The organism is Achromobacter spanius, assembly GCF_003994415.1.
Taxonomy (GTDB): domain Bacteria; phylum Pseudomonadota; class Gammaproteobacteria; order Burkholderiales; family Burkholderiaceae_B; genus Achromobacter; species Achromobacter spanius_C.
Genome location: NZ_CP034689.1, coordinates 4,501,306 through 4,527,338 on the forward strand (window position 1 = coordinate 4,501,306; position 26,033 = coordinate 4,527,338).

The following is a 26,033-nucleotide window of genomic DNA, read 5'->3' on the forward strand; positions in this document are numbered from 1 at the left end:
TGCTCGGATTTCTTGTCAGACCGTGATCGACTTTCGCCGCTATCCGCGCGGTTCGACCCAGACCCGCCCCCGATGGCAGCGCACGACATGGCCGGCCTGCTCCACCCGCAACTGCCTGTCGTGGCCCAGGCTGTGCAGCTCGCGCAATTGGCGCAGCAGGTCGCGCAGGCGTGCATCCGTGGGCATGCGCGCGCCGTTTTGTTGCAGCCAGAAGCGCAGCACCTGCGCCTGGCGCGCCGGCGACAATTCGCGCCAGGCCTTCAATGAAAAACTGGCGCCGTCTTCACTCGGTTCCAGCCGCGCGAAGTCCTCGCGCGCCACCTCGTCCAGGATCTGGGCGGCTTCGGCCATGTGGGCGGCGTGCCGCGCCACGATGGCGCGCCAGCCGGGCCAGCGGCTGTCCAGCACCGGCGCCAGCAATTCGCGCACGGCGGCGCGTGTATAGCGCGGGTCGGCATTGGTGGGGTCTTCTACCGGACGCCAGCCACAAGCGCCTTCGACGGCAGCCGCGGCCTGCAAGATCGTGGCGCGGTCCTGCCCCAACCATGGGCGCAAATAGGTGATGCCATCACGAACGGATGCCTCGGACATGGCCGCCATACCCGTCACCCCCGTGCCGCGCAACAGACGCAGCAATACCGTTTCGGCCTGATCATTGCGGTGATGCGCCAGCAGCACGTGGGTGATGCCCTGCGCCCGCGCAAGCTGCGCCAGCGCCGCATAGCGGGCGTCGCGCGCGGCGGCCTCGATACCTTTGCCTGCGCCCTGCTCCACCTGCACGCGGGCTTCCTGGACGGGTAACCCCAGCACGGCGCCCAAGGCATGGGCCTGCCGCCCCCATTCATCAGCGGCATCCTGCAAGCCATGATGCACATGCAAGAGCACCAGACCAATGCCCAGTTCGCGCGCCACCGCCGCCGCGTGCACGGCCAGCATGGCCGAGTCGGCGCCGCCGCTAAGCGCCACGCCGATGCGTGCCGGTTGCGCTGGCAAGGCGCGCAAGGCCAGTCGCAACGCCGTCAGCAGCGCGGGCGTCAAGGGCAGCACGGCGGCCGCGCAATGCAACACGCCCGACTCGGCCGCAAGGAGCGTGTCGGGCGTGGGTTGCGTATTCATGATGCGAGGCGCGGGCGGCGCGGCCGTGACGCCGGCCCAGCGGCCAGCGCCTTTGCCTGCGTTATGCGCGCACTTCCTGATAGGCGCCGTAGGACAGCAGGCGTTGCACGCGCTGTTCCACCAGTTGCTCGGGCGTCATGCCTTGCAACTGGCGCAGGGCGTCGCCCAGCGCGCGGCGCAACAGGCGGGCCATGACGCGGGGGTCGCGATGGGCGCCGCCCACCGGTTCGTTGACCACGCGGTCAACCAGGCCCAGATCCTTCAAGCGCGGCGCAATGATGGCAAGCGCTTCGGCGGCGTCCGGCGCCTTGTCGGCGCTGCGCCACAAGATGGACGCGCAGCCTTCGGGGGAAATCACGGCATAGGTGGCGTATTGCAGCATCAACACGGCGTTGCCCACGGCAATCGCCAGCGCGCCGCCGGAGCCGCCTTCGCCGATGATCGTGCAGATGATGGGGACTTTGAGTTCGGCCATGGCGTACAGATTGTGGCCAATGGCTTCGGACTGGCCGCGCTCTTCAGCGCCGATGCCGGGGTAGGCGCCCGGGGTGTCCACGAAGGTGAACACGGGAACGCCGAATTTCTCGGCCAGGCGCATCAGGCGCAGGGCCTTGCGATAGCCTTCGGGACGCGGCATGCCGAAATTGCGGGCGGCACGTTCCTTGGTGTCGCGGCCTTTTTGATGGCCGATGACCATGCAGGGCGTGCCGTTGAACCGCGCCAGCCCACCAATGATGGATTGGTCGTCGGCGTACATGCGGTCGCCGTGCAGTTCGTGGAAGTCGGTGAACATTTCGCGCACGTAATCCAGCGTGTAGGGGCGCTGGGGATGGCGGGCGACAAGGGCCGTCTGCCAAGGCGTGAGCTTGGCGTAGATTTCCTTGGCCAAGGTCTGGCTCTTTTGCTGCAGACGTCCGATTTCGTCGGAGATGTCTACCGCCGAATCGGCCTGCACATAGCGCAGCTGTTCGATCTTGTTTTCAAGTTCGGCCAGCGGCTGTTCAAATTCCAGAAATGTATTGCGCATGTAGTGTGGTTCCGTAGATGGGCTGCCTGGTGTGCATCAGTATTGAACCGGTGTCGGTTCCAGACTGCGCCATAGGTACCAGGTTGCCACGGTACGCCAGGGTTGCCACGCCAGCGAGACTTCGCGAGCCTCGAAGCGCGAGACAGGCTCGCCACTGAAATAGTGTAGCGAGATTGCCTTGAGCAACCCTGGATCATCCAGCGGCAGAACGTCAGGCCGCTGTAGATTGAAAATCAAAAACATCTCCGCCGTCCAGCGCCCAATGCCCCGGATGGCGACCAGTTCGGAAATAACGGCTTCGTCGTCCATCGCCGCCCATTTCTCAGGGTGAACGCGGCGTTCGCCAAAGTGCACGGCCAGGTCCAGCACGTATTCGGCCTTGCGCTGGGACAGCCCGGCGCGGCGCAAGCCGTCCACGCCCACGCGCAGCACGGCGACGGGCGTAGGGCGCTTGCCCACGGCTTCGATGAATTTGGTCCAGACGCCGTCTGCCGCCTTGACCGAGACCTGCTGGCCGATGATGGCGCGCGCCAAGGTCACGAACGGCGTGCCGCGCGAGGTCAGCCAGACCTCGGGGTGCTGGGGGATGACCTTTTTCAAGATGCGATCGCGCCGCATCAGATGGGCAACGGCGGCTTCCCAATAGTCAGGCTTGGGAATGTCGAGATCAGGGGTGGACATATCGGGCGTATCCACTGGGCTCACGCCCGTCGCCATTGCGTCAAGCCACCGGGCTTGTCATCAAGTTCGATGCCGGCCTCGCGCAATTCGGCGCGGATACGATCCGCTTCGGCAAAGTCGCGAGCGGCCTTGGCGGCGGCGCGGGCGTCGATCAGGGCCTGGATGGCCGTGGCGTCCAGCGTGGCGCGCTGGCCTTGCTCGATAGCGGCCGCCGAATAGCGGGTGGGCGATTGGAAATACGCAGCCGGGTCTTGCTGCAACAGGCCCAGCAGCGATGCCAGCGCCTTCAACTGGCCAGCGCTGCGGGCGCTTTTGCCACGGTTGGCTTCGGAAGCCAGTTCGAACAGCGCCGCGACGGCGCCCGAGCTGTTGAAGTCGTCGTCCATGGCGGCCTTGAAGGCCTGGGCTTGCGGCTCGTTCCAGTCAATGCCCTGGTCGTCGGCGGGCACGTTCTGCAAGGCCTGGTACAGGCGGTCCAGTGCGTTTTGCGCGTCGATCAGGTTGTCGGGCGTGTAGTTCTGCGAGCTGCGGTAGTGATTGCGCACGATGAAGAAGCGCACCATTTCGGCTTCGCGCGGGTTCACGCTGTAAGTGGCGGCGTCGGTGGCCGGGTCGCCCTGGGCGATGGTCTGGCGGATGGTGCGGAAATTGCCCAGCGACTTGGACATCTTGTCCGAATCGACCATGAGCGGGCCGCAATGCATCCAGACGTTGGCCAGCGTGCCGCCGAACGCGCCTTCGGTCTGCGCGATTTCGTTTTCGTGGTGCGGGAATTTCAGGTCGGGACCACCGCCGTGGATATCCAGCGGCAAGCCCAACAAAGATTTGCTCATGGCCGAGCATTCGATGTGCCAGCCCGGGCGGCCCATGCCGTAGGGCGATTCCCACTTGGTGTCGTCGGGTTCTTCGGCCTTGGCCGACTTCCACAGCACGAAGTCCAGCGGGTCGCGCTTGGCCGAGCCCACCGCCACGCGCTCGCCAGCGCGCAGGTCGTCCAGCGTCTTGCCGGACAGCTTGCCGTAGCCGGGGAACCCCCGCACGGCGTAGTTCACGTCACCGTCATCAGCCTGGTAGGCCAGGCCGTTCTGTTCCAGCTTGCCGATGATGTCGAGCATCTCGCCCACGTACTGCGTGGCGCGCGGCTCGCGGTCGGGCCGTTCAACGCCCAGCGCCTGCTCGTCGGCATGCATAGCGGCAATGTAGAACTCGGTGACGTCGCCGATGCGGCGGCCGGTTTCAACGGCGCGGCGGATGATCTTGTCGTCGATGTCCGTGATGTTGCGCACGTAGTCGACAGCCAGGCCGCTGGCGCGCAGCCAACGCTGCACCACGTCGAACGAGACCAGCATGCGGGCATGGCCCAGATGGCAGAAGTCGTACACGGTCATGCCACACACGTACATGCGCACCTGACCAGCCTGGGCCGGTTTGAACGGTTCTTTGGTACGCGATAACGTGTTGTAGATCTGCAGCATGGCGCTTGTGTCGTGTCTGATTGATTGATTTCCGCGGCGGAATCGGAAAAAGTGGCTTGGGCGGGACGATACCCGCGCAGCGTGCCGGCCCTATATGGCTCAAGCTCGGACCCGTGCCGAACCAAAATCTCAACCGGGGCTAAAATGGCGGTCGTCAAGTATAGCAAGCGGCCCGGTCGCACGCCTAAGTGCTGCCCGGCCACGACTTTTAACGGATACCCACGTGACGATCAAGCCGCGTTTTTTTGTCGCCCTGCTCGCCCTGGCCCTCGCCGGCGCGCCGGCCGGAATCGCCCTTGCCCAGTCGATGGCTGGCGGCAGCGGGGCCAACCCCAACGCCACGCGCACCACGCTGGACCCCATCCCGCCCGAAGGCGGCTGGGACGGCCTGGCCAAATTGCTGGAAGCGGCGAAACCCGGTGTCGATACGCGGCTGCAGCCTTCTGCATCGCAGATCACCACCCGCATCGAAACGCTGCTGAACCGCGGCGACAACGAAGAAGCGCTGGCGATGATTGAAAAGCGTCAGGCTGAAATCAAGGACCAGCGCGGCACCGATGTGCAACTGATGTTCCAGCACGCGCGCGCCTTGGCTGCCCTGAACCGTCCGGGCGAAGCCATCGACATCTATACCGAAATGACCACGCGTTTCCCGGAGCTTCCGGAACCTTGGAATAATCTGGCCGCTCTATATGCCAGTCGGGGAGAACTTGAAAGAGCGCAAGACGCCTTGAAAATGGCGCTGCGCGCTGACCCCGGCTATGCCGCCGCCCGAGCCAATCTGGGTGATCTGCAACTTCTACAGGCCTTGCGCACTTACAAGAAGGCCGCCAGCGATGGCGTGCCGGGCATGCAGGAAAAGGTCCGTGAAGTCGAAACCATGCTGAAGGATAAACAAGGCAAATGATGTCCCGATACTCCCCCTTTCACCTGCTGCGCCTGACGGCGTGCTCGTTCGCGCTGGCCGCATTTGCCCCAGCGCTTGTCAGCGCCGCCCCAGCGGCCTCCTCCACCACCACTACTACTGAAGGCACAAAAGCCATGAGCACCAATCCGCGCGTCAAGCTCGTCACGAACCAAGGCGATATGGTCATCACCCTGGATGCCGCCAAGGCCCCCAAGACCGTCGAGAATTTCCTGACCTACGTCAAGGAAGGCTTCTACAACGGCACGGTGTTCCACCGCGTGATCGACGGTTTCATGATCCAGGGTGGCGGCTTTGAACCCGGCATGAAGCAAAAGCAGACGCATGCCCCCATCGAAAACGAAGCCAACAACGGCTTGAAGAACGACAAGTACACCCTGGCAATGGCTCGCACCAGCGACCCGCATTCGGCCACGGCACAGTTCTTCATCAACGTGTCCAACAACGACTTCCTGAACTTCACGTCGCCCACGCCGAACGGCTGGGGCTATGCCGTGTTCGGCACCATCACCGAAGGCACCGACGTGGTCGAAAAGATCAAGGGCGTGAAGACCGGCAACAAGGGCTTCCACCAGAACGTGCCCAACGAAGACGTGATCATCGAGAAGGCCGAAATTCTTGAATAAGATTGCCCTGCCCGGCCCGATCTGGCTGGCGTCCGACCTGCACCTGGGGCCGGCCACGCCGGCCACGTCCGAGGCATTCCTGGCATTTCTGGAAGCCGCGCAAGAAGACGCCGCTGCCTTGCTGCTGCCGGGCGACATCTTTGACGCCTGGATCGGCGATGACGTGATCCGCGCCGCGCCACCGTGGCTTGCCACGGTGCTGACGGCGCTGCGCGAGACGGCCACGCGCATTCCGGTATGGCTGGGCCGCGGCAACCGCGACTTCCTCATTGGGGAAGAACTGGCCAATGCCGTGGGTGCCAAGCTGTTGCCCGAACCGGCGCTGCTGGAAACGGATTTTGGCCAGGTGCTGCTGACGCACGGCGACGAGTTCTGTACGGACGACGCCGCGTATCAGCAGTTCCGCAAGATGGTCCGCAATCCGCAATGGCAGGCCGAGTTTCTGGCCAAGAACATTCCCGAACGGCTGGCGATGGCGCAGCAGGCCCGTGGCGAAAGCCAGGCGGCCAACCAGACGAAGTCCATGGAAATCATGGACGTCAATGGCGCGGCCATCGACGCAATCTTCCGCGACACCGGCGTGCGCGTACTGGTACACGGGCACACGCACCGCCCGGCGCGCCACGTGCTGGACATCGACGGCAAGAAATGCGAACGCTGGGTCCTGCCCGACTGGGACTGCGACCACGTGTCGCCCCCCCGAGGCGGCTGGCTCACCATCGACCGCGACGGCTTACAGTTCTACGACCTGGAAACGTAGGATGGGTGTAGCGCGGCAAGGCATGCCCACCGCGCAAACCCATCAGGCAGCGTACGATTTCCGTAGCGAATGCCGATTGATGGGTTCGCGCGTTGTACCGCCTTCGCCCTAGCCTGCAGCGTCTCGCGCCACACCCATCCTACGATGGGTATGGCGCGGCAAGGCACGGATAACCCCCCCATCCCGCAGCAGCCGTAGGATGGGTGCAGCGCGGCAAGGCATGGATAAAAACCCCAGCCCCCACCGCGCAAACCCATCAAGCAACGTCCCTCCGTAGGATGGGTGCCGCGCGGCAAGCCATGGACAAGAACCCCAGCCCCCACCGCGCAAACCCATCAACCAGCCCCCACCGTAGAACAGGTGCAGCCCGGCAAAGGCACGTTTACTTACCGCGCCAACACCACCTCAGCGCGTAAATATCCACGCCGCCACAATCCCGCCGAACACAATGCGGTACCACGCGAACACTCTATACGTATGGTTCGCCACAAACCGCAGCACTGCGCGCACCACCACCATCGCGCTCAGGAATGCCGCGATGAAGCCCACGGCGATGCCCGACAGATCATGCTGGGTCAACACGCCGAAGTTCTTGTACATATCAAAAACCGCCGCCCCCAACATCGTGGGCATGGCCAGGAAGAACGAGAACTCCGTCGCCGTCTTGCGCTGAATCCCTGCAATCATCCCGCCGATGATCGTCGCACCCGACCGCGACGTGCCCGGGATCATCGCAAAGCACTGCGCCACCCCCACGCCCAGCGCCTGTTTCCAGGTGATCTGCTCCAGCGTGTGCGCTGACGCCCGCTCATCCGATGCCGTATCGTCCGCCGCGCCCGGCGCATCGCCCGGTGTGTGATGGGTCTTGCGTTCGACATACAGCATGATCAAGCCACCCACCACCAACGTCACCACCACCACGCCCGGGTGATAGAACACCGACTTGATGGTCTTGATGAAAATCGCGCCGATGACCGCCGCCGGCAGAAAGGCGATGATCAGGTTGCGGGTGAACGCGACCTCACTCGCCACGCCCGTGAGCGTGCCGCGAATCAGTTGGAGCAGCCGTGCGCGGAACACCCACATCACCGCCAGGATCGATCCCAACTGGATCACCACCTCGAATACCTTGCCATCGCTGGACTGGAAATTGATCCAGTCGCCCACCAGGATAAGGTGGCCGGTGCTGGACACGGGGATGAACTCGGTCAGGCCTTCAAGAATGCCAAGGATGAATGCCTTGATCAGGTAGAGCGCGTTATCAGTCACGTTGGATAAGGGTCCGGTTAATCGTTAGCCAGCGGGGCTTCGTCCGACAGCATTTCCTGCGGACGCTTTTCAACGCGCACCAGCGCGATGCGGCGGCCGTCCATTTCCAGCACCTCGAAGCGGAAATGCTGATGGTGGATTTCATACTCGCAAACATCGCCCGGCTTGGGCAGGTGGCCGAAGCGCGACAGCAGGTAGCCCGCCAGGGTCGAAAACTCCTGCGCGTCGTCCACCAGGCCCTCGGTTTCCAGCACCTGTTCAACATGGTGCAGGTCGGCTGCGCCATCGATCTTCCAGGTGTTGTCGCCGTCGGCCACGATGTCGGGCAGTTCGTCTTCGTCGGGGAATTCGCCAGCGATGGCCTCGAACACGTCAATCGGCGTGACCAGCCCTTCGATGGCGCCGAACTCGTCGGCCACCAGCACCAATTGGCCGCGCGACCGCTTCAGCGTATCCATCAAGCGCAGGATGCCGATGGACTCATGCACGATGATGGGGTCGCGCAGGCGATTGCGGCGCACGCGGCCTTCGGTGATCAGGTCCGCGACCAGGTCCTTGGCGCGCGCGATGCCCAGCACCTCGTCCAGCGACCCCCGGCACACGGGGAAGAAGCTATGGGGCGCCTCGGTCAATTGGCGGCGGATCAGTTCCGGGTCGTCATCGATATTGATCCAGGACACATCCGTGCGCGGCGTCATGATGGACCGGATGGACCGTTCGGCCAGGGTCAACACCCCGCTGACCATATTGCGTTCCTCAACACCGAAGGCCGGCATGGCCGGGCCATCCATATTGGGCAGGTCGGCCTCGTCGCTGGCGGGCGGGCGCTTGCCCAGCATGCGCAGCACGGCAGACGCTGTGCGCTCACGCATCGGACGGCGGGCATCCAGCTTGAGCAGGTTGCGGCGCGCCACCTGGTTCAACGCTTCAATGGCCACCGAAAAGCCGATGGCGGCATACAGATAGCCCTTGGGCACCTTGAAGCCAAACGCTTCGGCCAGCAGCGAGAAACCGATCATCAGCAAGAAGCCCAGGCACAGCACCACCACGGTGGGATGCGCGTTGACGAAGCGCGTCAGCGGCTTGGAGGCGATCAGCATGATGCCGATGGCGATGACGACGGCGATCATCATGATGGCCAGATGGTCCACCATGCCCACGGCCGTGATGACGGAGTCCAGCGAGAACACCGCGTCCAGCACCACGATCTGCGTCACGATCACCCAGAAGCTGGCGTACACGCGCGGCCCGGACGAGCCACTTTGATGCCCGCCTTCCAGGCGCTCATGCAGTTCCATCGTGCCCTTGAACAGCAGGAACAGGCCGCCCACCATCAGGATCAGATCGCGACCCGACGGGGACAAGGGACCCACCGAAAACAAGGGCGTGGTCAAGGTGACCAGCCACGACATGACGGACAGCAAACCCAGGCGCATGATCAGCGCAAGGCTCAACCCCAGGACGCGAGCGCGGTCGCGTTGCTCGGGGGAAGCTTGTCCGCCAGGATGGCGATGAATATCAGGTTATCAATGCCCAGGACGATCTCAAGGACGACCAGGGTAAGCAAGCCGACCCACGCGGCGGGGTCCAGCAGCCACTCCATCAGGAGCTCCAGAAGTTACACGACCGGTAATCGTACATGGAAAATTCATGACATGCCGGTGACGCGCCCCCCTCCGTTTGCCTGATGGCCATTGGCTTTGCGCCATGCGCAGGGCTTGCACGCAGACGTCGTGCCAAAAAAAAACCGGCCCGAAGGCCAGTCTTTTTGAAGCCGGTTTTACACCGGGATCAGGCCGCCGACGGCGGGTTCAGCGAGCTAAGCATCTGCGTGAAGATCTTGGGCGTGGCGGCCAGCACATTGCCGGTGTCCATCCAGCCTTGCTCACCGTCGAAGTCGGCGATCAGGCCACCGGCTTCCAGCACCATCAAGCTGCCGGCTGCCAGGTCCCAAGGCTTCAGGCCCACACCGCAGAAGCCATCCAGGCGGCCGCTGGCCACGTAGGCCAGGTCCAGCACGGTGGAGCCCATGCGGCGTACGCCGGTAACGTTTTCCGCCATATGGCGGAAACGCTGCGAACCTTGCTCGGGGTCGCCAGCGTTGGGCCAGTGCGCGCCCAGCAGCGCTTCGTGGTAGCGGGTGCGGCCCGAGACGCGCACGCGGCGGTCGTTCAGGAAGGTGCCGCTGCCACGGCTGGCCGTGAACAGTTCGTTGCGCGAGGGGTCATAAATGACCGCTTGCGTCACTTGGCCGCGCTGGGTCAGCGCGATGGACACGGCGTAGTTGGGCAGGCCGTGGATGAAGTTCGTGGTGCCGTCCAGGGGATCGATGATCCATTGGAATTCAGCCTGGTCGGGACCTTGCAGCCCGAATTCCTCGCCCAGCACGGCATGGTCCGGGTAAGCGGCATGCAGTGTCTCGACGATGGACTCCTCGGCGGCGCGATCGACTTCCGTGACATAATCGCGCGGCCCCTTGCGAGCCACGCTGAGTCGTTCCAAATCCATGCTGGCACGGTTGATAATGGTGCCGGCACGCCGGGCCGCCTTGATGGCGATGTTGAGCATCGGGTGCATAAAATTCCGTACGTATGCGGTGGGTTCGCGTGATGATAGGCCACTTGCCGCCCCCCGGATCCATCGTCGCCCCAACGGGGAAATCGACCCAAAAAACCAGGAAGGCGTGAAGCCAAACGCGCCATTTTAAATGACTCAAGCATTTTCACGTGTTCGCTTCATTATGGTGAACCCCAGCCACCCCGGAAACGTGGGTTCGGCGGCCCGTGCCATCAAGACAATGGGCTTCTCCGAACTGGTCTTGGTGGAGCCTAAGTTTCCAGATGTAACTACCCAGCCGGAGGCCGTGGCCTTGGCCAGCGGCGCGCTGGACGTGCTGGAAAACGCACGCATCTACCCCTCATTGGAAGAAGCGCTGGCCCCGGTGACCATGGCCTTCGCGCTGACCGCGCGCGTGCGCGACCTGGGTCCCCCGCCCTGCGATATCCGCCAGGCGGCCGATCTGGCCCGCGCGCATCTGGCCAGCACGGCCGAGGGGGTAGCTGCCGTGGTGCTGGGCACCGAACGTGCCGGGCTGACCAACGCGCAGATCGCGCTGTGCCATCGCATCTGCCACATTCCCGCCAATCCCGAATACAGCTCGCTCAACGTGGCCCAGGCGCTACAGCTGGCTGCCTGGGAATTGCGCTATGCGCTGCTGGTGGAACAGGGCGCCGCCCTGCTGCCCGCCTCGACCGCGCAGGAACCGTCGCGCGGCGCCGAACCGGCATCGGGCGAGGCCGTGCAGGCGTTTCTGGCGCACTGGGAAGAAGCGCTGGTCGGCGTGCAGTTCCTGGACCCCGCCCATCCCAAGAAACTGATGCCGCGCATGCGGCACCTGTTTTCCCGCCCCGCGCTGACCCGCGACGAAGTGGACATGCTGCGCGGCGTCTGCACCGCCATGCTGGCCACGGCACGAAAGGGCCAGGCAAAAAAATAGGGATGGGCGCAATGCCCATCCCTATTTCTGGTCAGCCCCGGCGGCAAGCCTGCCGGGGCAGCCCAAGCATCAGTCCACCTTGGCGCCCGAGGCCTTGACCACCGGGGCCCAGCCTTCGACTTCCGACTTGATGAACGCGCCGAATTCGGCCGGCGTGGTCTTCACGGCCACGGCGCCCAGCTTGTCATAGCTGGTCTGCACGGCGGGGTTGTCCAAGGCTTTCTGCATGGCGGCGTTCAGCTTGGTGATCACTTCCGGCGGCGTGCCGGCCGGGGCCAACAGACCAAACCACGACGACACGTCAAAGCCGGCAAAGCCCGATTCCTGCATCGTGGGCAGGTCCGGCGCGCTCTTGGAGCGTTCGCTGGTGGTCACGGCCAGGGCGCGCAGCTTGCCCGACTGGGCGTGCGGCCAGGCCGACGGCATGTTGTCGAACATGAACTGCACCTGGCCACCGATCAGGTCGGTCATGGCCGGTGCGCTGCCCTTGTACGGCACGTGCAACACGTCGATACCGGCCTTCATCTTGAAGAGCTCGCCCGCCATGTGGATGGACGTGCCGCTACCCGACGAGGCGAACGCCAGCTTGCCCGGGTTCTTCTTTGCGTAGTCGACCAGTTCCTTGACCGACTTCACCGGCACTTGCGGGTTCACGACCAGGATGTTCGGCACTTTGGCGCCGAGCGCCACCGGCGCGAAATCCTTGGTCAGATCAAAGTTGACGTTCTTGTACAGCGTCTGGTTGATGGCGCTGGTCACGGCCACGAACAGCAGCGTGTAGCCATCAGGCGTGGCGCGCTGCACGTAGTCGGTGGCAATGTTGCTGCCGGCGCCCGGCTTGTTTTCAACCACGAACGATTGGCCCAGGGACTCGGTGAGTTCCTTGGCCATGATGCGGGCGATCACGTCGGTAGTACCGCCAGCCGAAAAACCGACCACGATACGGACGGGTTTGTCAGGGTATGCAGCATGGGCGGTACCCATGGCGAGTGCGCTAGCGGCGGTGGCCAGAACGGTGGCGGCGAAACGCCGCAGGCCAGGCTTTTGACCTGTAGTCATAGTGTCTCCGTGCAGGTGCTGTCCATCAGATGGACGATTTGAATTATTGGATGACGCATTTTGATCTATACACGACGGGTGCATCAAGGTAGAGTCCACGCTACGGACAATGGTTTTCCCTTGACTATTCCGGAATAACCCTAACTTTTCAGAGATTTGCATGCCAGACAGTGATGCCGCGGCGGCAGGCCCACGGACTTTGCGGCGCGGACTGGCCGTGCTGGCCGCCCTGCGCGACCAGGGACCCGACGGCCTTAGCGTGACCGATATCGCCCGCTTGACGGGCATACAACGCCCCACCATTTATCGTTTGCTGGCCGCCCTGCTTGACGCCGGCCTGGTGCTGCCCGTAACGGGCACCAAGAAATACCGCGCCCAATTGGCGGTGGACCCGGACACGCGCTCGCGCGATCCGCGCGTGCGCCAACTGCTGCCGGTGCTGCGCCGCCTGGCCGACCGCACCGGCGACGCCGTGTTCCTGGTGGTGCGCGAAGACGACGATTCCATCAGCCTGCATCGCGAGATCGGCAGCTACCCGGTGCAGATCCTGGCCACCTATGCCGGCAAGCGCCAGCCGTTGGGCGTGGGTTCGGGGGGGATGGCCCTGCTGGCCGCGCTGCCGGACGACATTGCGCGCGGCATCGTGGATCGCAACTCGGGCCGGCTGGACGAGTACGGCGGCATGACGCCGCAGGAAATGTACCGGCTGATCGACAACACTCGCGCGCGCGGCTATTCGGTGGTGGGCAACCACGCCGTGCGCGGTGCGCTGGGCGTGGGCTGCGCCTTGTTGGACGCACACGGCGCGCCGCTGCTGGCCGTCAGCGTCACGGCCATCATTGACCGCATGCCGGCCCAGCGCCAGCGTGAAATCGCGGGCTGGATCAAGGCGGAATTGGCGCGGCTGGTCATGCAGGCCTGATCGGCCCACCGCGAGCAAGATAAGAAAAACGGGCGCCCGGATGAACCGAGGCGCCCGCTGGCATTGAAGACACAACGTTGGCGGTCAGGCTGGCGAGCAGGCTGTCGGTCAGGCCGCCGCGTCGGCCTTGCCCGCCGTCTTGGGATTCTGGATTTCGCGCAGCGGAATCGGCGGCTGGAAGCCGGCCGCTTCCAGTGACGTGCGAATCTGCTGGTACAGGCCCCAGCGCAGGTCCCAGTACTTGCTGGTTTCAGCCCACACGCGCACGTTCACGATGACGCCGCTTTCCTTGTACTCAAACACCTTCACCTGCGGCTCGGGATCTTTCAGCGCGTCCGGACGCGCCGCCACGATTTCGTTCAGCTTGGCCAGCACCGCTTCCAGATCATCGCCATAGCGCACCGGCACCGGGATATCCAGACGGCGGGTTTGATTGCGGCTGTAGTTGGTGATGGTGGCGTTCCACACCGTGCTGTTGGGCAAGGTCAGGTGGATACCGTCCGCCTGCACCAGACGGGTCAGGAACAGGCCGACCTCTTCCACCGTGCCATCGGAGCCCGAGCTCAGGGCCACGTATTCGCCCGCGCGGATGGGCCGCAAGATCAGCAGCATGATGCCGGCCGCGATATTTTGCAGCGTGCCTTGCAAGGCCAAGCCAACTGCCAAACCGGCGGCGCCCAGCACCGCGATCAGGCTGGCCGTCTGCACGCCAAAGCGCGCCAGCACCGCGATCACCGTGAAGATACGCACCGCCCAGACGACCGTGCTGTAGAACATCGGCACGATGGTCGGGTCGATCTTGCTGGAGCGCGTGGCGGCGCGTCGAACCCAACTGCCCAGCAATGACGACACCCACCAGCCGATGATCAGGATCAACAGGGCGACCAGCAAATTGATGCCCATCTCCACCAGCCTGGGGGCCCAGGCATTGAATTCGTTCAAGGCGTCTTCCATGGAATCTCCAGCAAAAATGACAACCGAAAACTGTATCAGATGGCGGAGACGCAAAGGGGCGCGCCGCAGCCTGGCTATGTCAAGCTTTGTAAGCGATGCGGCGGGGGTTTGTCAGCCTATTTGTCAGCCTATTTGTCAGCTTGTTTGTCAGCTTGTTTTCAAGCCGGAACGATGCGGAAATGGTTGTCCCAGGACAGCTCGCGCGACGGCGGCAGCACGGGCGTTTCGTGGCCCGCGGCGTCGGTGCGCAGCATGGCGCCCAAGCCACTGCTGACCAGGAAGCCGGCTTGGCGCGCCGGCGCCACGCCGCAGCCGTCGGCCAATTGCGTGGTGCCCAGGCAGCGGCCGCTGGCGGCGTCCCAATAGATCACCTGCCCGCCCACCGGGCTGGACGTGGCGACGATGCCACCGCCCGCGTCCACCGACACCGAGCCCACGTAGTTGCGCATGTTGCGCAGCGTCTCGGCCGGCCCTTCGAACAGTTCCAGCGGGGCGCCTCGGCGATGCCGTCCCACCAGCGCGGGCCGGTCGGCGGCCGGCCCCATGTATTGACAGCCGAACCACACACAACCGTCGCCCGCCAGCGCCAGATGCCGGATCGACAAGCGATGCAGCGCGGGCGCCAGCTCCACCTTTTCCAGCAGTTGGCCACTGGCAGCATCGATGTAGGCCAGCGACGGCCGCATCGTGTCCAGATTGAGTTCCAGCTTGCCGTAGTCGGGATGCGTCAGGATGCCGCCATTGGCCACGCACAACGTCTTGCCATCGGGCATCAGCACCACTTCATGCGGGCCGATGCCGCCGGAATCGAATTCACCAACGCGCCGCCACGCCCCGCCCGGCGAGGCATCGTAGATGCCCAGCACGCCGCGCCCGGCCTCGAAGTCGTTTTCCGTGGAGATGAGCAGCCGTCCGCCCTCCACGAACGCGCCGTGGCCGAAGAAGTGGCGTTCGTCTGGCACCGGCAGCGCCTGGGGTTCACCGCCCTCGCGCAGCGAAAACGCCACGGCAAAAAACCCCGGCTGGCGGCCGAACGCCACGGCGCGCTGGCTCGCGGCATCTATGGCAAAGCTGTGGCCACGCGCGGGCATCGGCACCACCAGGCGGTCGTGCCCGGCCTCGTCCAGCAGCACGGCTTCGTCACGCCCACCGCGCTTGCGCGCGCTCAGGTAAAGCGGGCCGCCGTCGGCCGGCAACGCCGCCCGGGCGGCGGTGGGCGACAAGCCCAGCGCCACGGCCATAGACAGGAAGCGGCGGCGGTCAATCACCATCAAGCGCATTGAATCCAATGGTGACGCCCAGGGCGGGCGCCAGGTTCTGGTCGACGATGTCCTTGGCGTTCTTGATGGTCAGGGAAGCCAACAGCAACAGACGGCGGCCCTCTTCATCTTGCAGCGCCGCATCCAGCGGCGCCGGCACGGCTTGCACGGTTTGCGCGGCGGCCTGCAATTCGCCGCGCACCGAGCCGTCCATCCACTCCTCGCCCGCCGGCAAGGGGTAGGCGCCAGCCTGGTAGAACGCCTTCAGGCCGTCCAGGTTCGCGGCCAACAGGCGTGTAGACAGCCCGCTGCGCCAAAATGCCGCGCGCTTGGGCCGCGCCGCATCGGGCGATTCGCCCAGCACCGGCAAGATCTTCACGTCGCGCGCAAACTGCAAGCCGGTCGACAAGGCCTTCATGGCTTCGGCCGCCACTTCCTGCGGATTGCGGTACAGGTCGTTGGCTGGCTGCGGTTTGGCGAACTGGCGGCCAAAATCGCCCTGCGCGCTCCAGGCCTGTGCCACATCGCGCGATATCGTGGTGACGTTGGCGGCAAGCGCGCGCGCATAGCCGCATGCGTAGGCGAAGGTGGGTGCGGTGCTTTGCTTGCCTTCCTTCAGCAAACCCGGGTCGCCGTACAACACGTATTCCAAGGCGGGCAGGCCCTGCACCGCCACGCTGCGGCCGGCCAGCGCGCCGGGCGCCAGCAAGGCGTCATCCTTGGCAGCAATCAGTTGCTGCACTTGCCGGGGCATCACGCCCCGGGTGTCGGGCCAGAAGGCCAGCCGTTCAAAGCGGTTGGCCTGCACCAACGGCCCGAAGCGCAGAATCTCCACGCCCGACCAGGCCAGCGCCAACTGCGAGAATGCCTCGCCCACACGCGCCGCGCCCGCCGCATCCGGCTTGGCGCACCAGCCACCCAGCGCGCCGTCCAACGCGGCGGCGGCATCCGCCATCTTGCCCACGGCCGGACGCGCGTAATCGCGCGCCAGCCGTTCGCCCAGGTCCGCCGGCAACGTGGCGTGCGACTGGGCTTGCACGGCCGTTGATGCGATCAACGAAGCCGCCGCCACCAGCACGGTAGCCACAGCATGCTTGAACACCCCATGCCTGAACACCGCCCGCTTGAACCCGAAAGGCTTGAACACGGCAGGCTTGAATTCGGTCATCACGGCGTATCGGGCCATTTACAGCGACTCCAGGAAACGGATCAGATCGGCGCGCTCGTCAGGCGTCATCGCCACCACGCGGTCGCGCGAGGCCTTGCCCGCGCCGCCATGCCACAGCACGGCTTCCAGCAAGGTGCGCGCGCGTCCGTCGTGCAGCCAGGTGGCAGACGGGTTCACGGTCTTGGTCAGGCCGATGCCCCACAGCGGCGGCGTGCGCCACTCGCGGCCATTGGCCTGCCCATCGGACACACCATCGGCCAGGTCATCACCCATGTCGTGCACCAGCAGGTCGGTGTAGGGCCAGATCAGCTGAAAGCGATGCTCCGGCTGCTTGGCGTTGCGGCTTGTCACGTACTTGGGCACGTGGCACGCCACACAGTTGGCTTCGTAGAACAGCTTCTTGCCCGCCAGCACGCGCGCGTCGTCCGCGTCGCGGCGCTGCGGCACGGCCAGGTTGGTGGCATAGGTGGTGACGAAGTCCATCAGCTTGGCCGGCACTTCTTCCGGGCCAAAGCGCGGCTGCGCCCCGTGCGGCATGTCCAGGCATTGCTTCTGCGCGGGCGTGCAATCACCCGAATGCTTGGGAAACATCGGCGTGGACAAGCCCATGTCGTTCGAGAACGCCGCGGCGCTCTGCTGTTCCACAGTGGGTTGGCCGGCCTTCAGGTTGAAGCGCCCCAGCGCGCGTTTGCCGGTGCGCGCATCGGTCACCCAGTTGGGCTTGCCGACGATGCCATCGCGCTTGTCCGCCCCCACGTTGGCCAGGATGTCGGCTTCGTGGATGGATTCCAGCAAGCCCAGGCCGATCATCGGCGGCGCCAGGCGGGGCGAGATCTGCGTGTCGGCGCGCATCGGGCCGTAGCCAAGGTTCTCGATACGGTAGGTGGGCTTCATCAGCGTGGCGGTTTCGCCGCCATTCAGCGCCACCGGGATGGGCTCGTATTCGATCTCCATGCGGCCTTCGGCGGGCAGCCCCGCTACGGCGAAGTTCTGCAACTGCACGCCGTAGACGGGTTCGGGCAGTTCGGCGATTTCGCCCGGCGCCAGCTTGGGATGGCCACGGTCGGGGCCGCGCGGTATGGCCAGGCGCAACAGCAGCGCCACGGCGTCCGTGCGTTCCAAGGGATCGAAGCCGGGCACCGTGCCGCGCCCGTCCTTGGTATGACAGGCCTGGCAAGAGCGTGCGTTGAATAGCGGGCCCAGGCCATCGGAGGCCTGCGTCGAGGCAGGCGCCGACACCCAGTCCTTGCGGAACAGGCCATTGCCAACCTGGAATTCCTGGCGGCCCTCGAAGCTCATGTTGGCCGAGGGTTGGGAAAAGATATCGGCGTTGATCAGTTTGTTGGTGGTCGCGGCGCCCGCCTGCATGGTTTCAAAGGATTCGACCTTTGAAAAGTCGCGCGTGGGCGCGGTGATGGCGGTGACGCGCTTTTGGTCTTCGGGCGTAAGGTCATCACGTCCGGCAGTCACTTCAGTGGCGGCGGCGCCGGCATGAGCCGACGCCGCCAGTACGGCGGCTAGTACGAGTTTCACTTGAATACGGCGTCAGGTTTGTCCAGGCTGTCGGAACCTTCGATGGCTACCTTGCCCAGCTCAAGCAGCGTGATCACGCGCTCCAGGCTGCGGGTTTGGTCCACCAGGCGGTCAATGGCGGCCTGCACCACGGCGTTGCCTTCCTTGTTGCCGTCCGCAATCATCTGGTCATAGGTTTCGACCGTTTCAGCGCGGGTCTTCATGGCCTGCATGGCGGCCACGGTGGCGTCCAGCTTGGCGCGCACTTCGGCATCCAGCTTCGGATCGCGAGCCTTGACCAGTTCGGACAAGCTTGCGCCCTTGACCTCTTTGCCGTCGATGCGGGTGTAGGCGCCCAGGTAGACGTTGCGGATGCCGATCTGGTCGTAGTAGTGCGAGTTGTGGGTGTTGTCCGAGAAGCAGTCGTGCTCTTCTTCGGGGTCATGCAGCATCAGGCCCAGCTTCATGCGTTCGCCGGCCAGTTCGCCGTACGACAGGCTGCCCAGACCGGTCAGCATGGCAATCAGCCCTGCCTTGGGATCTTCTTCGACGGCCTTGCGCGCGGCGCCTTCCTTCTTCCAGTTACCCACCATTTCTTCCAGGTCGGTCACCAGCAGATCCGTCACGGCCTTCAGGAATTCAATGCGGCGCTCGCAGTGGCCGCCCGTGCATTGCTTGGTGTCGAAGTCCGTGTGCGGGCGGTTGCCCGAATGGCGCTCTTGCGGCGTGCCCTTGCGGTCGGCCGGCGCGGGGCCGGAGCCGTTCAGGTCCTGGCCCCAAAGCAGGAATTCGATGGCGTGATAGCCCGTGGCCACGTTGGCTTCGTTGCCGTCGGCTTCGTGCAGCACTTCAGACAGCAGTTGCGGCGTGATCTTGCTGACGTCCACCGTCTTGCCGCCCACCGAGATCTTGGAATTGGCGATGACGTTGACGGCGTAGAAAGCGTTTTCGTCGTTTTCGGTGCCGTACGAAGCGTCGACGTAGTCGATCAGGCCCTCGTCCAGCGGCCAGGCATTCACGCGGCCTTCCCAATCGTCAACGATGGGGTTGCCGAAGCGGTAAGCCTCCGTTTGCTGGTAGGGCACGCGGGCCGCCAGCCAGGCTTCGCGCGCGGCCTTCAGCGTGTCGGGGCTGGGCTTGGCGATCAGTGCATTGATGGCCGTGCGCAGCGTCTTGGCGGCGGTCAGCGAGTCTTCATAGCCCGCCAGCGCCAGGTCCGAATAGGTGGCGACCACGGCGCGAGGCTCTGCCGCCGCGTGGGCCGTTCCTCCGAATACCGCCGCGGCCAGCACCGCTCCCAACAACAACTTGCGCATCGACTTTCTCCCGTGACTCGAACGGTGTCCGCCCCCGCGGCGGGCCGTTCCGACTTCAGTTTTGAGGATGCGAGTGTAAACAATTTTCGTTTGATATTCAGCCCTAAGTCAGATACCTGACACTTTTTTGAACGGCTTTCCCGATGGAATCCGCGCAATATCAAGGGCTCGCCGCTACTATCCGGCAAGCTCTCTTCCCTCCCCCGATCCATGGAACTTCGACAACTCCGCTATTTCGTCCGGGTGGCCGAACTGGGCAGGATCGATCGCCCGCACGCCGCGCGATCTGGCGGGCCAGCACGCGGTAGTGGTGGGCTGGGGCGCCATCGGCCAGCGCATTGGCGCCTTGCTGCGCGCGCTGGGCCTGACCCTGACAGTGGTGCGCCATTCCGCCACGCCAGTGGCGGATGCCCGTCACACCGCCACGTATGACGCGCTGGCGGCGGGCCGCTGGTGAACCGGCTGGTCGGCTGATAGGTCGGCTGATAGGTCGGCGAGTGGCTCGCTGCGCGGCCAGCCTACGTCGACCCGCGATACGTCCCCTTAAATGGTGCGCCATGCACCAAATTGGTTCACGCAAGGCACCAGCCCGAAGCTCGAGCGGGCTCCGCCGCACGAAAAGCCCGGGAGAACTCCAAGGAAAAGCCCCACGCGCAAACCTGGCACGGGTTTTGCTTGATGACTGGTATGCAAGCTTGTCTACAAGACAGGCCTCAGACCCAAATCCATGCAAGCCCTCCAGGAGCCCTCATGATCAACCGCAATGCGCCCTTTGCTTTCAACGCCACCCGCCGCCGCCTGATCCAGGGCGCCGCCATGGGCGCCGCGACGCTGGCCGCGCCCGCGCTGGTGCGCGCGCAGTCGGGTCCGGTGATACGCATCGGCTTCTGGCCCGTTGCCGCCGGCCTGCCGTTTTACGCCGCGGTTGAAAAAGGCTATTTCAAGGAAGCCGGCCTGAATGTCGAGCCGCTGAAGTTCGCCGGCGCGCAGCAGGTCATGGAAGCCATGCTGGCCGGTCGCGCGGACGGCAGCGCCAACGGCACGGGCTCGGCCAACCTGGCCATCGGCGAAATCGCCTCGCCCGGCCTGTTCAAGATTTTTGCGTCCAACCCCAGCAACGCCAAGAACGTGCTGGATGAGTTCATCGTCGCGAAAGACAGTCCCATCAAATCCATAGCAGACCTCAAGGGGAAAAAGGTCGGATCTGGACCCGGCATCCAGAACGCCACGCTGGCCAAAGCAGTACTGGAGCGCGCCGGCGCAACCGGGGCAACCGTGGTCGAGTTGGCAATCAGCCAGCACGTAGCCGCGGTTGCCGCCGGCCAGTTGGATGCGTGCTACACGCTGGAACCCACGGGCACGGTGGGCCGCCTGAACGGCACCACGCGCGTGCTGGAAACCGGCGTCATCGCCAAGTACGTATTGGGCGATCCCATGGCGCCGTGGTTCGGCGGCTCGGCCTCGCTGACCACCGCCTTCCTGAAAAAGCATCCGGAAGAAAGCAAGAAATTCATCGCGGCCTATGCGCGCGGCATTGAACTGATCCGCACCAAGCCGGCCGAGGCGCGCCCCTTCATGAAGGGCTACACCGCCATCGAAGGCCCCATGACCGAAGAAGTGCCGCTGGCCGCCTACACGCTCTACAACGAGTTCACGGCAAGCGACATCCAGTACTTCCAGAAATTCTTCGACCTGTTCACCGACAAGGGCATCTTCGCGCAAAAGGTCGACGTGTCGAGCATGCTTTACAAGGGCTGATCCATGACAGCAACGTCTGCAACGCCCGCCGCGGCCACCGCCTCTGCTGGCGCCGCCGCCCCCGCCAAGGCGCCGCCGCGCAAGTTCGATGCGTCGCGCTTCCTGCCGCTGATCGGGCCCCTGGCGCTCTTCGTCATCTGGGACCTGGTTGTGCGGCTGCAACTGGTCAGCCCCGTGCTGTTGCCCACCCCCAGCGCCACTATCGTGGCCTTGGTAAAGGGTCTGGCGGGCGGCCCGCTGCTGTGGGATTTCCTGTCGTCCCTGAACCGCACGCTGCAAGCCTTCGTCATTGCCGGCGTCATCGGCGTGCCGCTGGGCGTGCTCTTGGGCAGCAATGAAAAGGCCTATCGCAGCGTGGAGTTCCTGGTGGACTTCTTCCGCTCCACGCCGTCGTCCGCGCTGATCCCGCTGTTCCTGATGATCTTCGGCGTCACCGACATGAACAAGATCGCCATCGCGGCCTTCGCGGCCGTGCTGGTGATTCTGTTCAACAGCGCCTATGGCGTCATCAACGCGCGCAAGCAGCGCGTGATGGCGGCCCGCGTGATGGGCGCATCGCGCTGGCAGATCTTCAAGGACGTGCTGATCTGGGAAAGCCTGCAACCCACGTTCGTGGGCTTGCGCAGTGGCGTGTCGATGGCGCTGGTGATCGTGATCGTGGCCGAAATGTTCATCGGGTCCGACAGTGGGCTGGGCAATCGCATCATCAATTCGCAGCAGGTGCTGAACGTGCGCGAGATGTATGCGTCCATCCTGGCGGCGGGCGCGCTGGGCTATGTGCTGAACATTCTTTTTCTTGTGCTGGAAAAGCGCGTGGTCCATTGGAGCGGCCGATAAATGTCTACCGTCATCAATCCCATCATCGCCCCCGCCCCCGCCGCCGCGCCATTTGCGCCCGGCCCCTTGGGCACGCACATCACCATTCGCGGCCTGACCAAGTATTTCGCGGGCTGGCCGCTGTATGAAGACTTCAACCTGGACATCCCCAAAGGCAAGATCGTTTCGGTGTTTGGCCCTAACGGCTGCGGCAAGTCCACGCTGATCAACATGATCGCGGGCCTGATTCCCATCGATGCGGGCGAGATCCTGTTCGATGGCAAATCGCTGGCGCAAACGAAGATCGGCTACGTGTTCCAGAACTACCGCGAAGCCATGTTCCCGTGGCTGCGCACCATCGACAACATCGCCTACCCGCTGCGGCTGGAAGGCCGCAGCAAGGCCGAAGTGGATGCGCGCGTGGAAGAGTTGGTGGCCTCGTTCGACGTCAAGTTCGACTTGAAACGCTATCCGTATGAACTGTCGGGCGGGCAGCAGCAGACGGCGTCCATCATGCGCGCGCTTGCACCCGGACCCGAGGTGCTGTTCCTGGACGAACCGTTTTCGGCGCTGGACTTCGAGATGACGCTGTTCATCCGCGAAAAGCTGCAAGAGGTATTTTTGCAGACCGGCACGACGATGCTGCTGGTGTCGCATGACCTGGAAGAAGCCGTGTACCTGGCCGACCAGGTGCTGCTCTTGACCAAGCGGCCCACGCGCGTGGCGGAAATTCTGGACTACACCGACGCCCGCCCGCGCACCGTGGAAACCTTGTCTGAACCCAGCTTCATCCAGATGAAGAAACTGAGCCTGGAAATTTTCCAGCGCGAAGTGCGCAAGTAGGTCAAACCAGCATCTATCGGGAGCCTCCGCCATGACCCAGGAAACCATCGATCAATACGTGCGTAGCGCCTTGGCGCTGTCGGGCTATGCCTTGCGCGAATCCACCACGGTGGAAGTCGTGCAGCAGTTCGCGCGCATCCACGACATTGCGGCAAGCTTTGTCGACGAGCCGTTGCCCGTGGAACTGGAATCCGCATCGGTGTTCCGTCCATGAGCGGCCCCGCCACCGACATCGCCCGCCAGGTTGCCAGCGGCGAGCGCAGCGCCGTCGCGGTGCTGGACGCCACCTTGGCGCGCATCCGCGAACGCGACGCCCGCTACAACTGTTTTACCGCCATCACCGAAGCGCGCGCGCGTCAGGAAGCCGCCGCCATCGACGCGCGCCGCGCCCGTGGCGAAGCGCTGCCGCCGCTGGCCGGCGTGCCCTACGCCGTCAAGAACCTGTTCGACATCGCCGACGAAGTCACCTTGGCGGGGGGCCGCGTCAATGCCGCCAACCCGCCCGCCCGCCACGACGCCCGCCTGGTCACGCGCTTGCGCGAGGCCGGCGCGGTGCTGGTCGGCGCCTTGAACATGGACGAACACGCGTACGGCTTCACCACCGAAAACACGCACTACGGCCCCTGCCGCAACCCGCATGACGTCACCCGGGTCGCGGGCGGCTCGTCCGGCGGTAGCGCGGCCGCCGTCGCGGGCGGACTGGTGCCGCTGACCTTGGGGTCCGACACCAACGGGTCGATCCGGGTGCCGGCGTCCCTGTGCGGCGTCTTTGGCTTGAAGCCGACCTATGGCCGCCTGCCCCGCACCGGTTCCTTTCCGTTCGTGGGCAGCCTGGATCACCTGGGGCCGTTCGCGGCCAGCGCCAGCGACCTGGCCGCCGCCTACGATGCGCTGCAAGGGCCGGACGCCGACGACGCCGCCTGCGCGCAACACGCCGCCGAACCCGTGCTACCCGCGCTTGCGGCCGGCGCGCGCAAGCTGCGCGTGGCGGTCCTGGGCGGCTACTTCAACGATTGGGCCGGCCCCGCCGCGCGCCGTGCCGTCGAGATCGCCGCGCGCGCCCTGGACGCCACCGCCATCGTTGAACTGCCCGGCGCCACACAAGCCCGGGCCGCCGCCTTCATCATCACGGCGGCCGAAGGCGGGGCCTTGCATCGGCGCAAGCTGGTCACCCACTACGACTACTACGAACCCTATTCCCGCGACCGCCTCGTGGCCGGCAGCCTGGTGCCCGCAGCCTGGGTGCAGCAGGCGCAACGCATCCGCCACCGCGTCTACCGCGAGGCCTTGGCGCTGTTCGACCAGTACGACGTGCTGATCGCGCCCGCCACGCCCGTGTCCGCCACGCCCATCGGCACCGACTGGCTGACGCTGGCGGACAAGGAACTGCCGGCGCGCGCCAGCATGGGGCTGTTGACGCAGCCCATTTCATGCATCGGCCTGCCCGTATGCACCGCCCCCACCTGGCCAGACGCCGAGCAGGACGGCCACCTGCCGCTAGGCGTGCAACTGATCGGCGCGCCCTGGCGCGAAGCCGATTGCCTGGCCGCCGCCTACGCGCTGGAACAGGCCGGCGCGGCGCAGGTCCGGACAGTCTGACGCTTACCGACGCATAGCCACCCCAGCCACCCCAGCCACCCCGCCCGCCTTCGACTACGCCCGACCGCCCCATACCTTTTCGCAATCAAGGCCCCGTTATGGAAACTGCTTTCGCTGCCATCGACATGCCGCGCACCCTGGCCGACACGGCCTACGGGGCTTTGAAACGCGACATCCTGGACTTCCGGCTGGCGCCGGGCGACCGCTTCACTGAAACCGAAATCGCGGAACGGCTGCAGGTCAGTCGCACCCCGGTGCGCGAAGCGCTGTTCCGGCTGGAACGCGAAGGCTATCTGGAAGTTCGGCAGCGCAACGGCTGGTTGGTCAAGCCGCTGGACTTCAACACGCTGGACCATTTCTACGAACTGCGCAGCGTGCTGGAAATCGCGTCTGTCCATGCCTTGTGCGCTCCTGGGCAACTGCCCGATCCGCTGCGCGCGCTACAAGCCTTGGCGGACACGTGGCTGGTCAGCCCCAGCGAACGTTCCAACGATGGCGAATGGCTGGCCGACCTGGACGAACGCTTCCATATCGACCTGGTGGCGGCCGCCGGCAACCCGGAAATCTCGCGCGTGCATCGCGCCGCCACCGAACGCATCCGCATCGTGCGCCGGCTGGACTTCACGCTGCAGGACCGCATCGACAATACCTACGAAGAACACGGCGCAATCTTGCGCGCAGTGCTCGCGCGTGACGGCGCCGTTGCCGCGCAACTGCTGCAGGCGCATATCCATGACAGCCAGACCGCGGTGCGTAAGATCACCCTGCACCGCCTGTACTCCACGCGGCATGCCAAGGCGGCATGAAGACGCAGCGGTACGGAAGGCCGGGGTTCATGCCCCGGCGCTCGGTGTCAGGCTCATACCCCGGGTTTCGCGCCCACGCTCACCCCGCCCGCAACCAGCGCTGCAACACGCGCGATATGACCGGGATGCAGATGAACACCATGATGGGTGTCAATATCACACTCGTGATCAGCACGCGCCAGAACACCGGCAGCATGTTCAAGTGTTCGCTGACCAGAATCGAAAACACCAGCAGCACCGGAAAATAGGCCAGCCAGATGCTTACGGCCTGCTTCCAGCGTGGCGGCGCGCTGGCCGCCTTGGGTGCGAACCAGCCCTCCGTTCCGCTGACGCGGTGCTCATGGCTCGCGCGCACCAGATTCGCGCCGCGTTCCAGCCACATGCGGCGCGGCAAGGACTTTTCCCAGCGCAACAAGCTGGCCTCGTCGGTAAAGCGCAGCACGATCTGGTACTCGTCACCCCCTTCAGGCGGTTGCAGCACACCCGACCCCAAGAAGCCGGGGAACCCCGCCGCCAGGATTTCGCCCTGGCGCATCCAGGACAAAAAATCGCTATAGCGTTCGGGCGCAATGTGACGGGTAACCAGCATGGTGACCGGGGCAGAAACAGCGGAACTGGACATGACGGAACTCCTGAGCAACGGTGC

Annotated in this window: 26 protein-coding genes and 1 pseudogene; 12 read left to right on the forward strand and 15 right to left on the reverse strand. The window is 64.8% G+C overall.

Annotation, left to right across the window (positions count from 1 at the left end):
* Nucleotides 1–39 precede the first annotated feature (39 nt).
* The 4 genes from tilS to cysS all read right to left on the reverse strand — a co-directional run bounded on the left by tilS (nt 40) and on the right by cysS (nt 4,299).
* A complete protein-coding gene (gene tilS, locus ELS24_RS20465) occupies nt 40–1,014 on the reverse strand; it encodes a tRNA lysidine(34) synthetase TilS (RefSeq protein ID WP_342672815.1) in 975 nt (324 codons plus the stop codon).
* Nucleotides 1,015–1,177: 163 nt separating this feature from the next.
* Nucleotides 1,178–2,143, reverse strand: coding sequence for an acetyl-CoA carboxylase carboxyltransferase subunit alpha (locus tag ELS24_RS20470; RefSeq protein ID WP_050448656.1), 966 nt, complete (start codon nt 2,141–2,143; stop codon nt 1,178–1,180).
* Between the two features lie 36 nt (nt 2,144–2,179).
* On the reverse strand, nt 2,180–2,824 hold the full coding sequence (locus tag ELS24_RS20475; RefSeq protein ID WP_127185192.1) for a DNA-3-methyladenine glycosylase family protein: 645 nt from the start codon (nt 2,822–2,824) through the stop codon (nt 2,180–2,182).
* Nucleotides 2,825–2,844: 20 nt separating this feature from the next.
* Nucleotides 2,845–4,299: a cysteine--tRNA ligase gene (gene cysS, locus ELS24_RS20480; protein ID WP_050448655.1), complete on the reverse strand. Its 1,455-nt coding sequence runs from the start codon at nt 4,297–4,299 to the stop codon at nt 2,845–2,847.
* Nucleotides 4,300–4,522: 223 nt separating this feature from the next.
* On the opposite strand from cysS, the gene ELS24_RS20485 reads away from it, so the two are divergent.
* The 3 genes from ELS24_RS20485 (at nt 4,523) to ELS24_RS20495 (ending at nt 6,610) form a co-directional block, all read left to right on the forward strand.
* A complete protein-coding gene (locus ELS24_RS20485; protein WP_050448654.1) occupies nt 4,523–5,206 on the forward strand; it encodes a tetratricopeptide repeat protein in 684 nt (227 codons plus the stop codon).
* A gap of 134 nt (nt 5,207–5,340) precedes the next feature.
* Nucleotides 5,341–5,850, forward strand: a complete 510-nt coding sequence (locus ELS24_RS20490; RefSeq protein ID WP_006225507.1) for a peptidylprolyl isomerase — start codon at nt 5,341–5,343, stop codon at nt 5,848–5,850.
* Entirely contained in the window at nt 5,843–6,610 is a 768-nt protein-coding gene (locus ELS24_RS20495) for a UDP-2,3-diacylglucosamine diphosphatase (protein ID WP_127185193.1), read from the forward strand. Before ELS24_RS20490 ends, ELS24_RS20495 begins: the two co-directional genes overlap by 8 nt.
* A 405-nt stretch (nt 6,611–7,015) precedes the next feature.
* On the opposite strand, the gene ELS24_RS20500 is transcribed toward ELS24_RS20495, so the two are convergent.
* The 4 genes and pseudogenes from ELS24_RS20500 to ELS24_RS20510 all read right to left on the reverse strand — a co-directional run bounded on the left by ELS24_RS20500 (nt 7,016) and on the right by ELS24_RS20510 (nt 10,456).
* On the reverse strand, nt 7,016–7,879 hold the full coding sequence (locus tag ELS24_RS20500) for an undecaprenyl-diphosphate phosphatase (protein ID WP_050448652.1): 864 nt from the start codon (nt 7,877–7,879) through the stop codon (nt 7,016–7,018).
* A 17-nt stretch (nt 7,880–7,896) separates the two neighbouring features.
* Entirely contained in the window at nt 7,897–8,898 is a 1,002-nt protein-coding gene (locus tag ELS24_RS31745) for a transporter associated domain-containing protein (protein ID WP_428839705.1), read from the reverse strand.
* A 33-nt stretch (nt 8,899–8,931) separates the two neighbouring features.
* A pseudogene (locus tag ELS24_RS31750) lies at nt 8,932–9,482 on the reverse strand (TerC family protein); the annotation flags it as partial.
* Between the two features lie 188 nt (nt 9,483–9,670).
* Nucleotides 9,671–10,456, reverse strand: a complete 786-nt coding sequence (locus tag ELS24_RS20510) for an inositol monophosphatase family protein (protein ID WP_050448650.1) — start codon at nt 10,454–10,456, stop codon at nt 9,671–9,673.
* A gap of 130 nt (nt 10,457–10,586) precedes the next feature.
* On the opposite strand from ELS24_RS20510, the gene ELS24_RS20515 reads away from it, so the two are divergent.
* Nucleotides 10,587–11,375, forward strand: a complete 789-nt coding sequence (locus ELS24_RS20515) for an RNA methyltransferase (protein WP_127185194.1) — start codon at nt 10,587–10,589, stop codon at nt 11,373–11,375.
* 69 nt (nt 11,376–11,444) lie between these two features.
* Here ELS24_RS20515 and ELS24_RS20520 read toward each other — a convergent pair whose 3' ends face one another.
* A complete protein-coding gene (locus ELS24_RS20520) occupies nt 11,445–12,434 on the reverse strand; it encodes a Bug family tripartite tricarboxylate transporter substrate binding protein (protein WP_050448648.1) in 990 nt (329 codons plus the stop codon).
* A 160-nt stretch (nt 12,435–12,594) separates the two neighbouring features.
* Here ELS24_RS20520 and ELS24_RS20525 point away from each other — a divergent pair, with 160 nt between their 5' ends.
* Nucleotides 12,595–13,356 (forward strand): IclR family transcriptional regulator, encoded by a 762-nt coding sequence (locus ELS24_RS20525; RefSeq protein ID WP_050448647.1) that lies wholly within the window; start codon nt 12,595–12,597, stop codon nt 13,354–13,356.
* Nucleotides 13,357–13,464: 108 nt separating this feature from the next.
* Here ELS24_RS20525 and ELS24_RS20530 read toward each other — a convergent pair whose 3' ends face one another.
* The 5 genes from ELS24_RS20530 to ELS24_RS20550 form a co-directional block, all read right to left on the reverse strand.
* Nucleotides 13,465–14,310 (reverse strand): mechanosensitive ion channel family protein, encoded by an 846-nt coding sequence (locus ELS24_RS20530; RefSeq protein WP_050448646.1) that lies wholly within the window; start codon nt 14,308–14,310, stop codon nt 13,465–13,467.
* Nucleotides 14,311–14,468: 158 nt separating this feature from the next.
* Entirely contained in the window at nt 14,469–15,581 is a 1,113-nt protein-coding gene (locus ELS24_RS20535; RefSeq protein ID WP_050448698.1) for a DUF1513 domain-containing protein, read from the reverse strand.
* The gene (locus tag ELS24_RS20540) at nt 15,571–16,584 is read right to left on the reverse strand and encodes an imelysin family protein (RefSeq protein WP_420042492.1); all 1,014 of its coding nucleotides are present in this window, start codon (nt 16,582–16,584) and stop codon (nt 15,571–15,573) included. The genes ELS24_RS20535 and ELS24_RS20540 overlap by 11 nt, the downstream gene beginning before the upstream one ends.
* Before the next feature lie 171 nt (nt 16,585–16,755).
* Complete coding sequence (locus ELS24_RS20545; RefSeq protein ID WP_127185195.1) at nt 16,756–18,270, reverse strand: di-heme oxidoredictase family protein; 1,515 nt, start codon at nt 18,268–18,270, stop codon at nt 16,756–16,758.
* Nucleotides 18,267–19,565 carry an imelysin family protein gene (locus ELS24_RS20550; protein ID WP_127185196.1) on the reverse strand — a complete coding sequence of 433 codons (1,299 nt, stop codon included), beginning with the start codon at nt 19,563–19,565 and terminating at the stop codon, nt 18,267–18,269. The genes ELS24_RS20545 and ELS24_RS20550 overlap by 4 nt, the downstream gene beginning before the upstream one ends.
* Nucleotides 19,566–19,692: 127 nt before the next feature.
* Here ELS24_RS20550 and ELS24_RS31755 point away from each other — a divergent pair, with 127 nt between their 5' ends.
* The 7 genes from ELS24_RS31755 to ELS24_RS20585 all read left to right on the forward strand — a co-directional run bounded on the left by ELS24_RS31755 (nt 19,693) and on the right by ELS24_RS20585 (nt 25,387).
* Nucleotides 19,693–20,022 carry an NAD(P)-dependent oxidoreductase gene (locus tag ELS24_RS31755; protein WP_428839654.1) on the forward strand — a complete coding sequence of 110 codons (330 nt, stop codon included), beginning with the start codon at nt 19,693–19,695 and terminating at the stop codon, nt 20,020–20,022.
* Nucleotides 20,023–20,315: 293 nt separating this feature from the next.
* Nucleotides 20,316–21,323 (forward strand): ABC transporter substrate-binding protein, encoded by a 1,008-nt coding sequence (locus tag ELS24_RS20560; RefSeq protein WP_054426592.1) that lies wholly within the window; start codon nt 20,316–20,318, stop codon nt 21,321–21,323.
* Between the two features lie 3 nt (nt 21,324–21,326).
* On the forward strand, nt 21,327–22,160 hold the full coding sequence (locus ELS24_RS20565) for an ABC transporter permease (RefSeq protein ID WP_205736924.1): 834 nt from the start codon (nt 21,327–21,329) through the stop codon (nt 22,158–22,160).
* Nucleotides 22,161–22,982: an ABC transporter ATP-binding protein gene (locus ELS24_RS20570; protein WP_127185197.1), complete on the forward strand. Its 822-nt coding sequence runs from the start codon at nt 22,161–22,163 to the stop codon at nt 22,980–22,982.
* Nucleotides 22,983–23,013: 31 nt separating this feature from the next.
* Nucleotides 23,014–23,196, forward strand: a complete 183-nt coding sequence (locus ELS24_RS20575; protein WP_050448639.1) for a DUF4089 domain-containing protein — start codon at nt 23,014–23,016, stop codon at nt 23,194–23,196.
* The gene (locus ELS24_RS20580; protein WP_127185198.1) at nt 23,193–24,581 is read left to right on the forward strand and encodes an AtzE family amidohydrolase; all 1,389 of its coding nucleotides are present in this window, start codon (nt 23,193–23,195) and stop codon (nt 24,579–24,581) included. Before ELS24_RS20575 ends, ELS24_RS20580 begins: the two co-directional genes overlap by 4 nt.
* A 98-nt stretch (nt 24,582–24,679) precedes the next feature.
* On the forward strand, nt 24,680–25,387 hold the full coding sequence (locus ELS24_RS20585; RefSeq protein ID WP_127185199.1) for a GntR family transcriptional regulator: 708 nt from the start codon (nt 24,680–24,682) through the stop codon (nt 25,385–25,387).
* A gap of 79 nt (nt 25,388–25,466) precedes the next feature.
* On the opposite strand, the gene ELS24_RS20590 is transcribed toward ELS24_RS20585, so the two are convergent.
* Entirely contained in the window at nt 25,467–26,009 is a 543-nt protein-coding gene (locus ELS24_RS20590) for an antibiotic biosynthesis monooxygenase (protein WP_050449261.1), read from the reverse strand.
* Nucleotides 26,010–26,033: the final 24 nt, after the last annotated feature.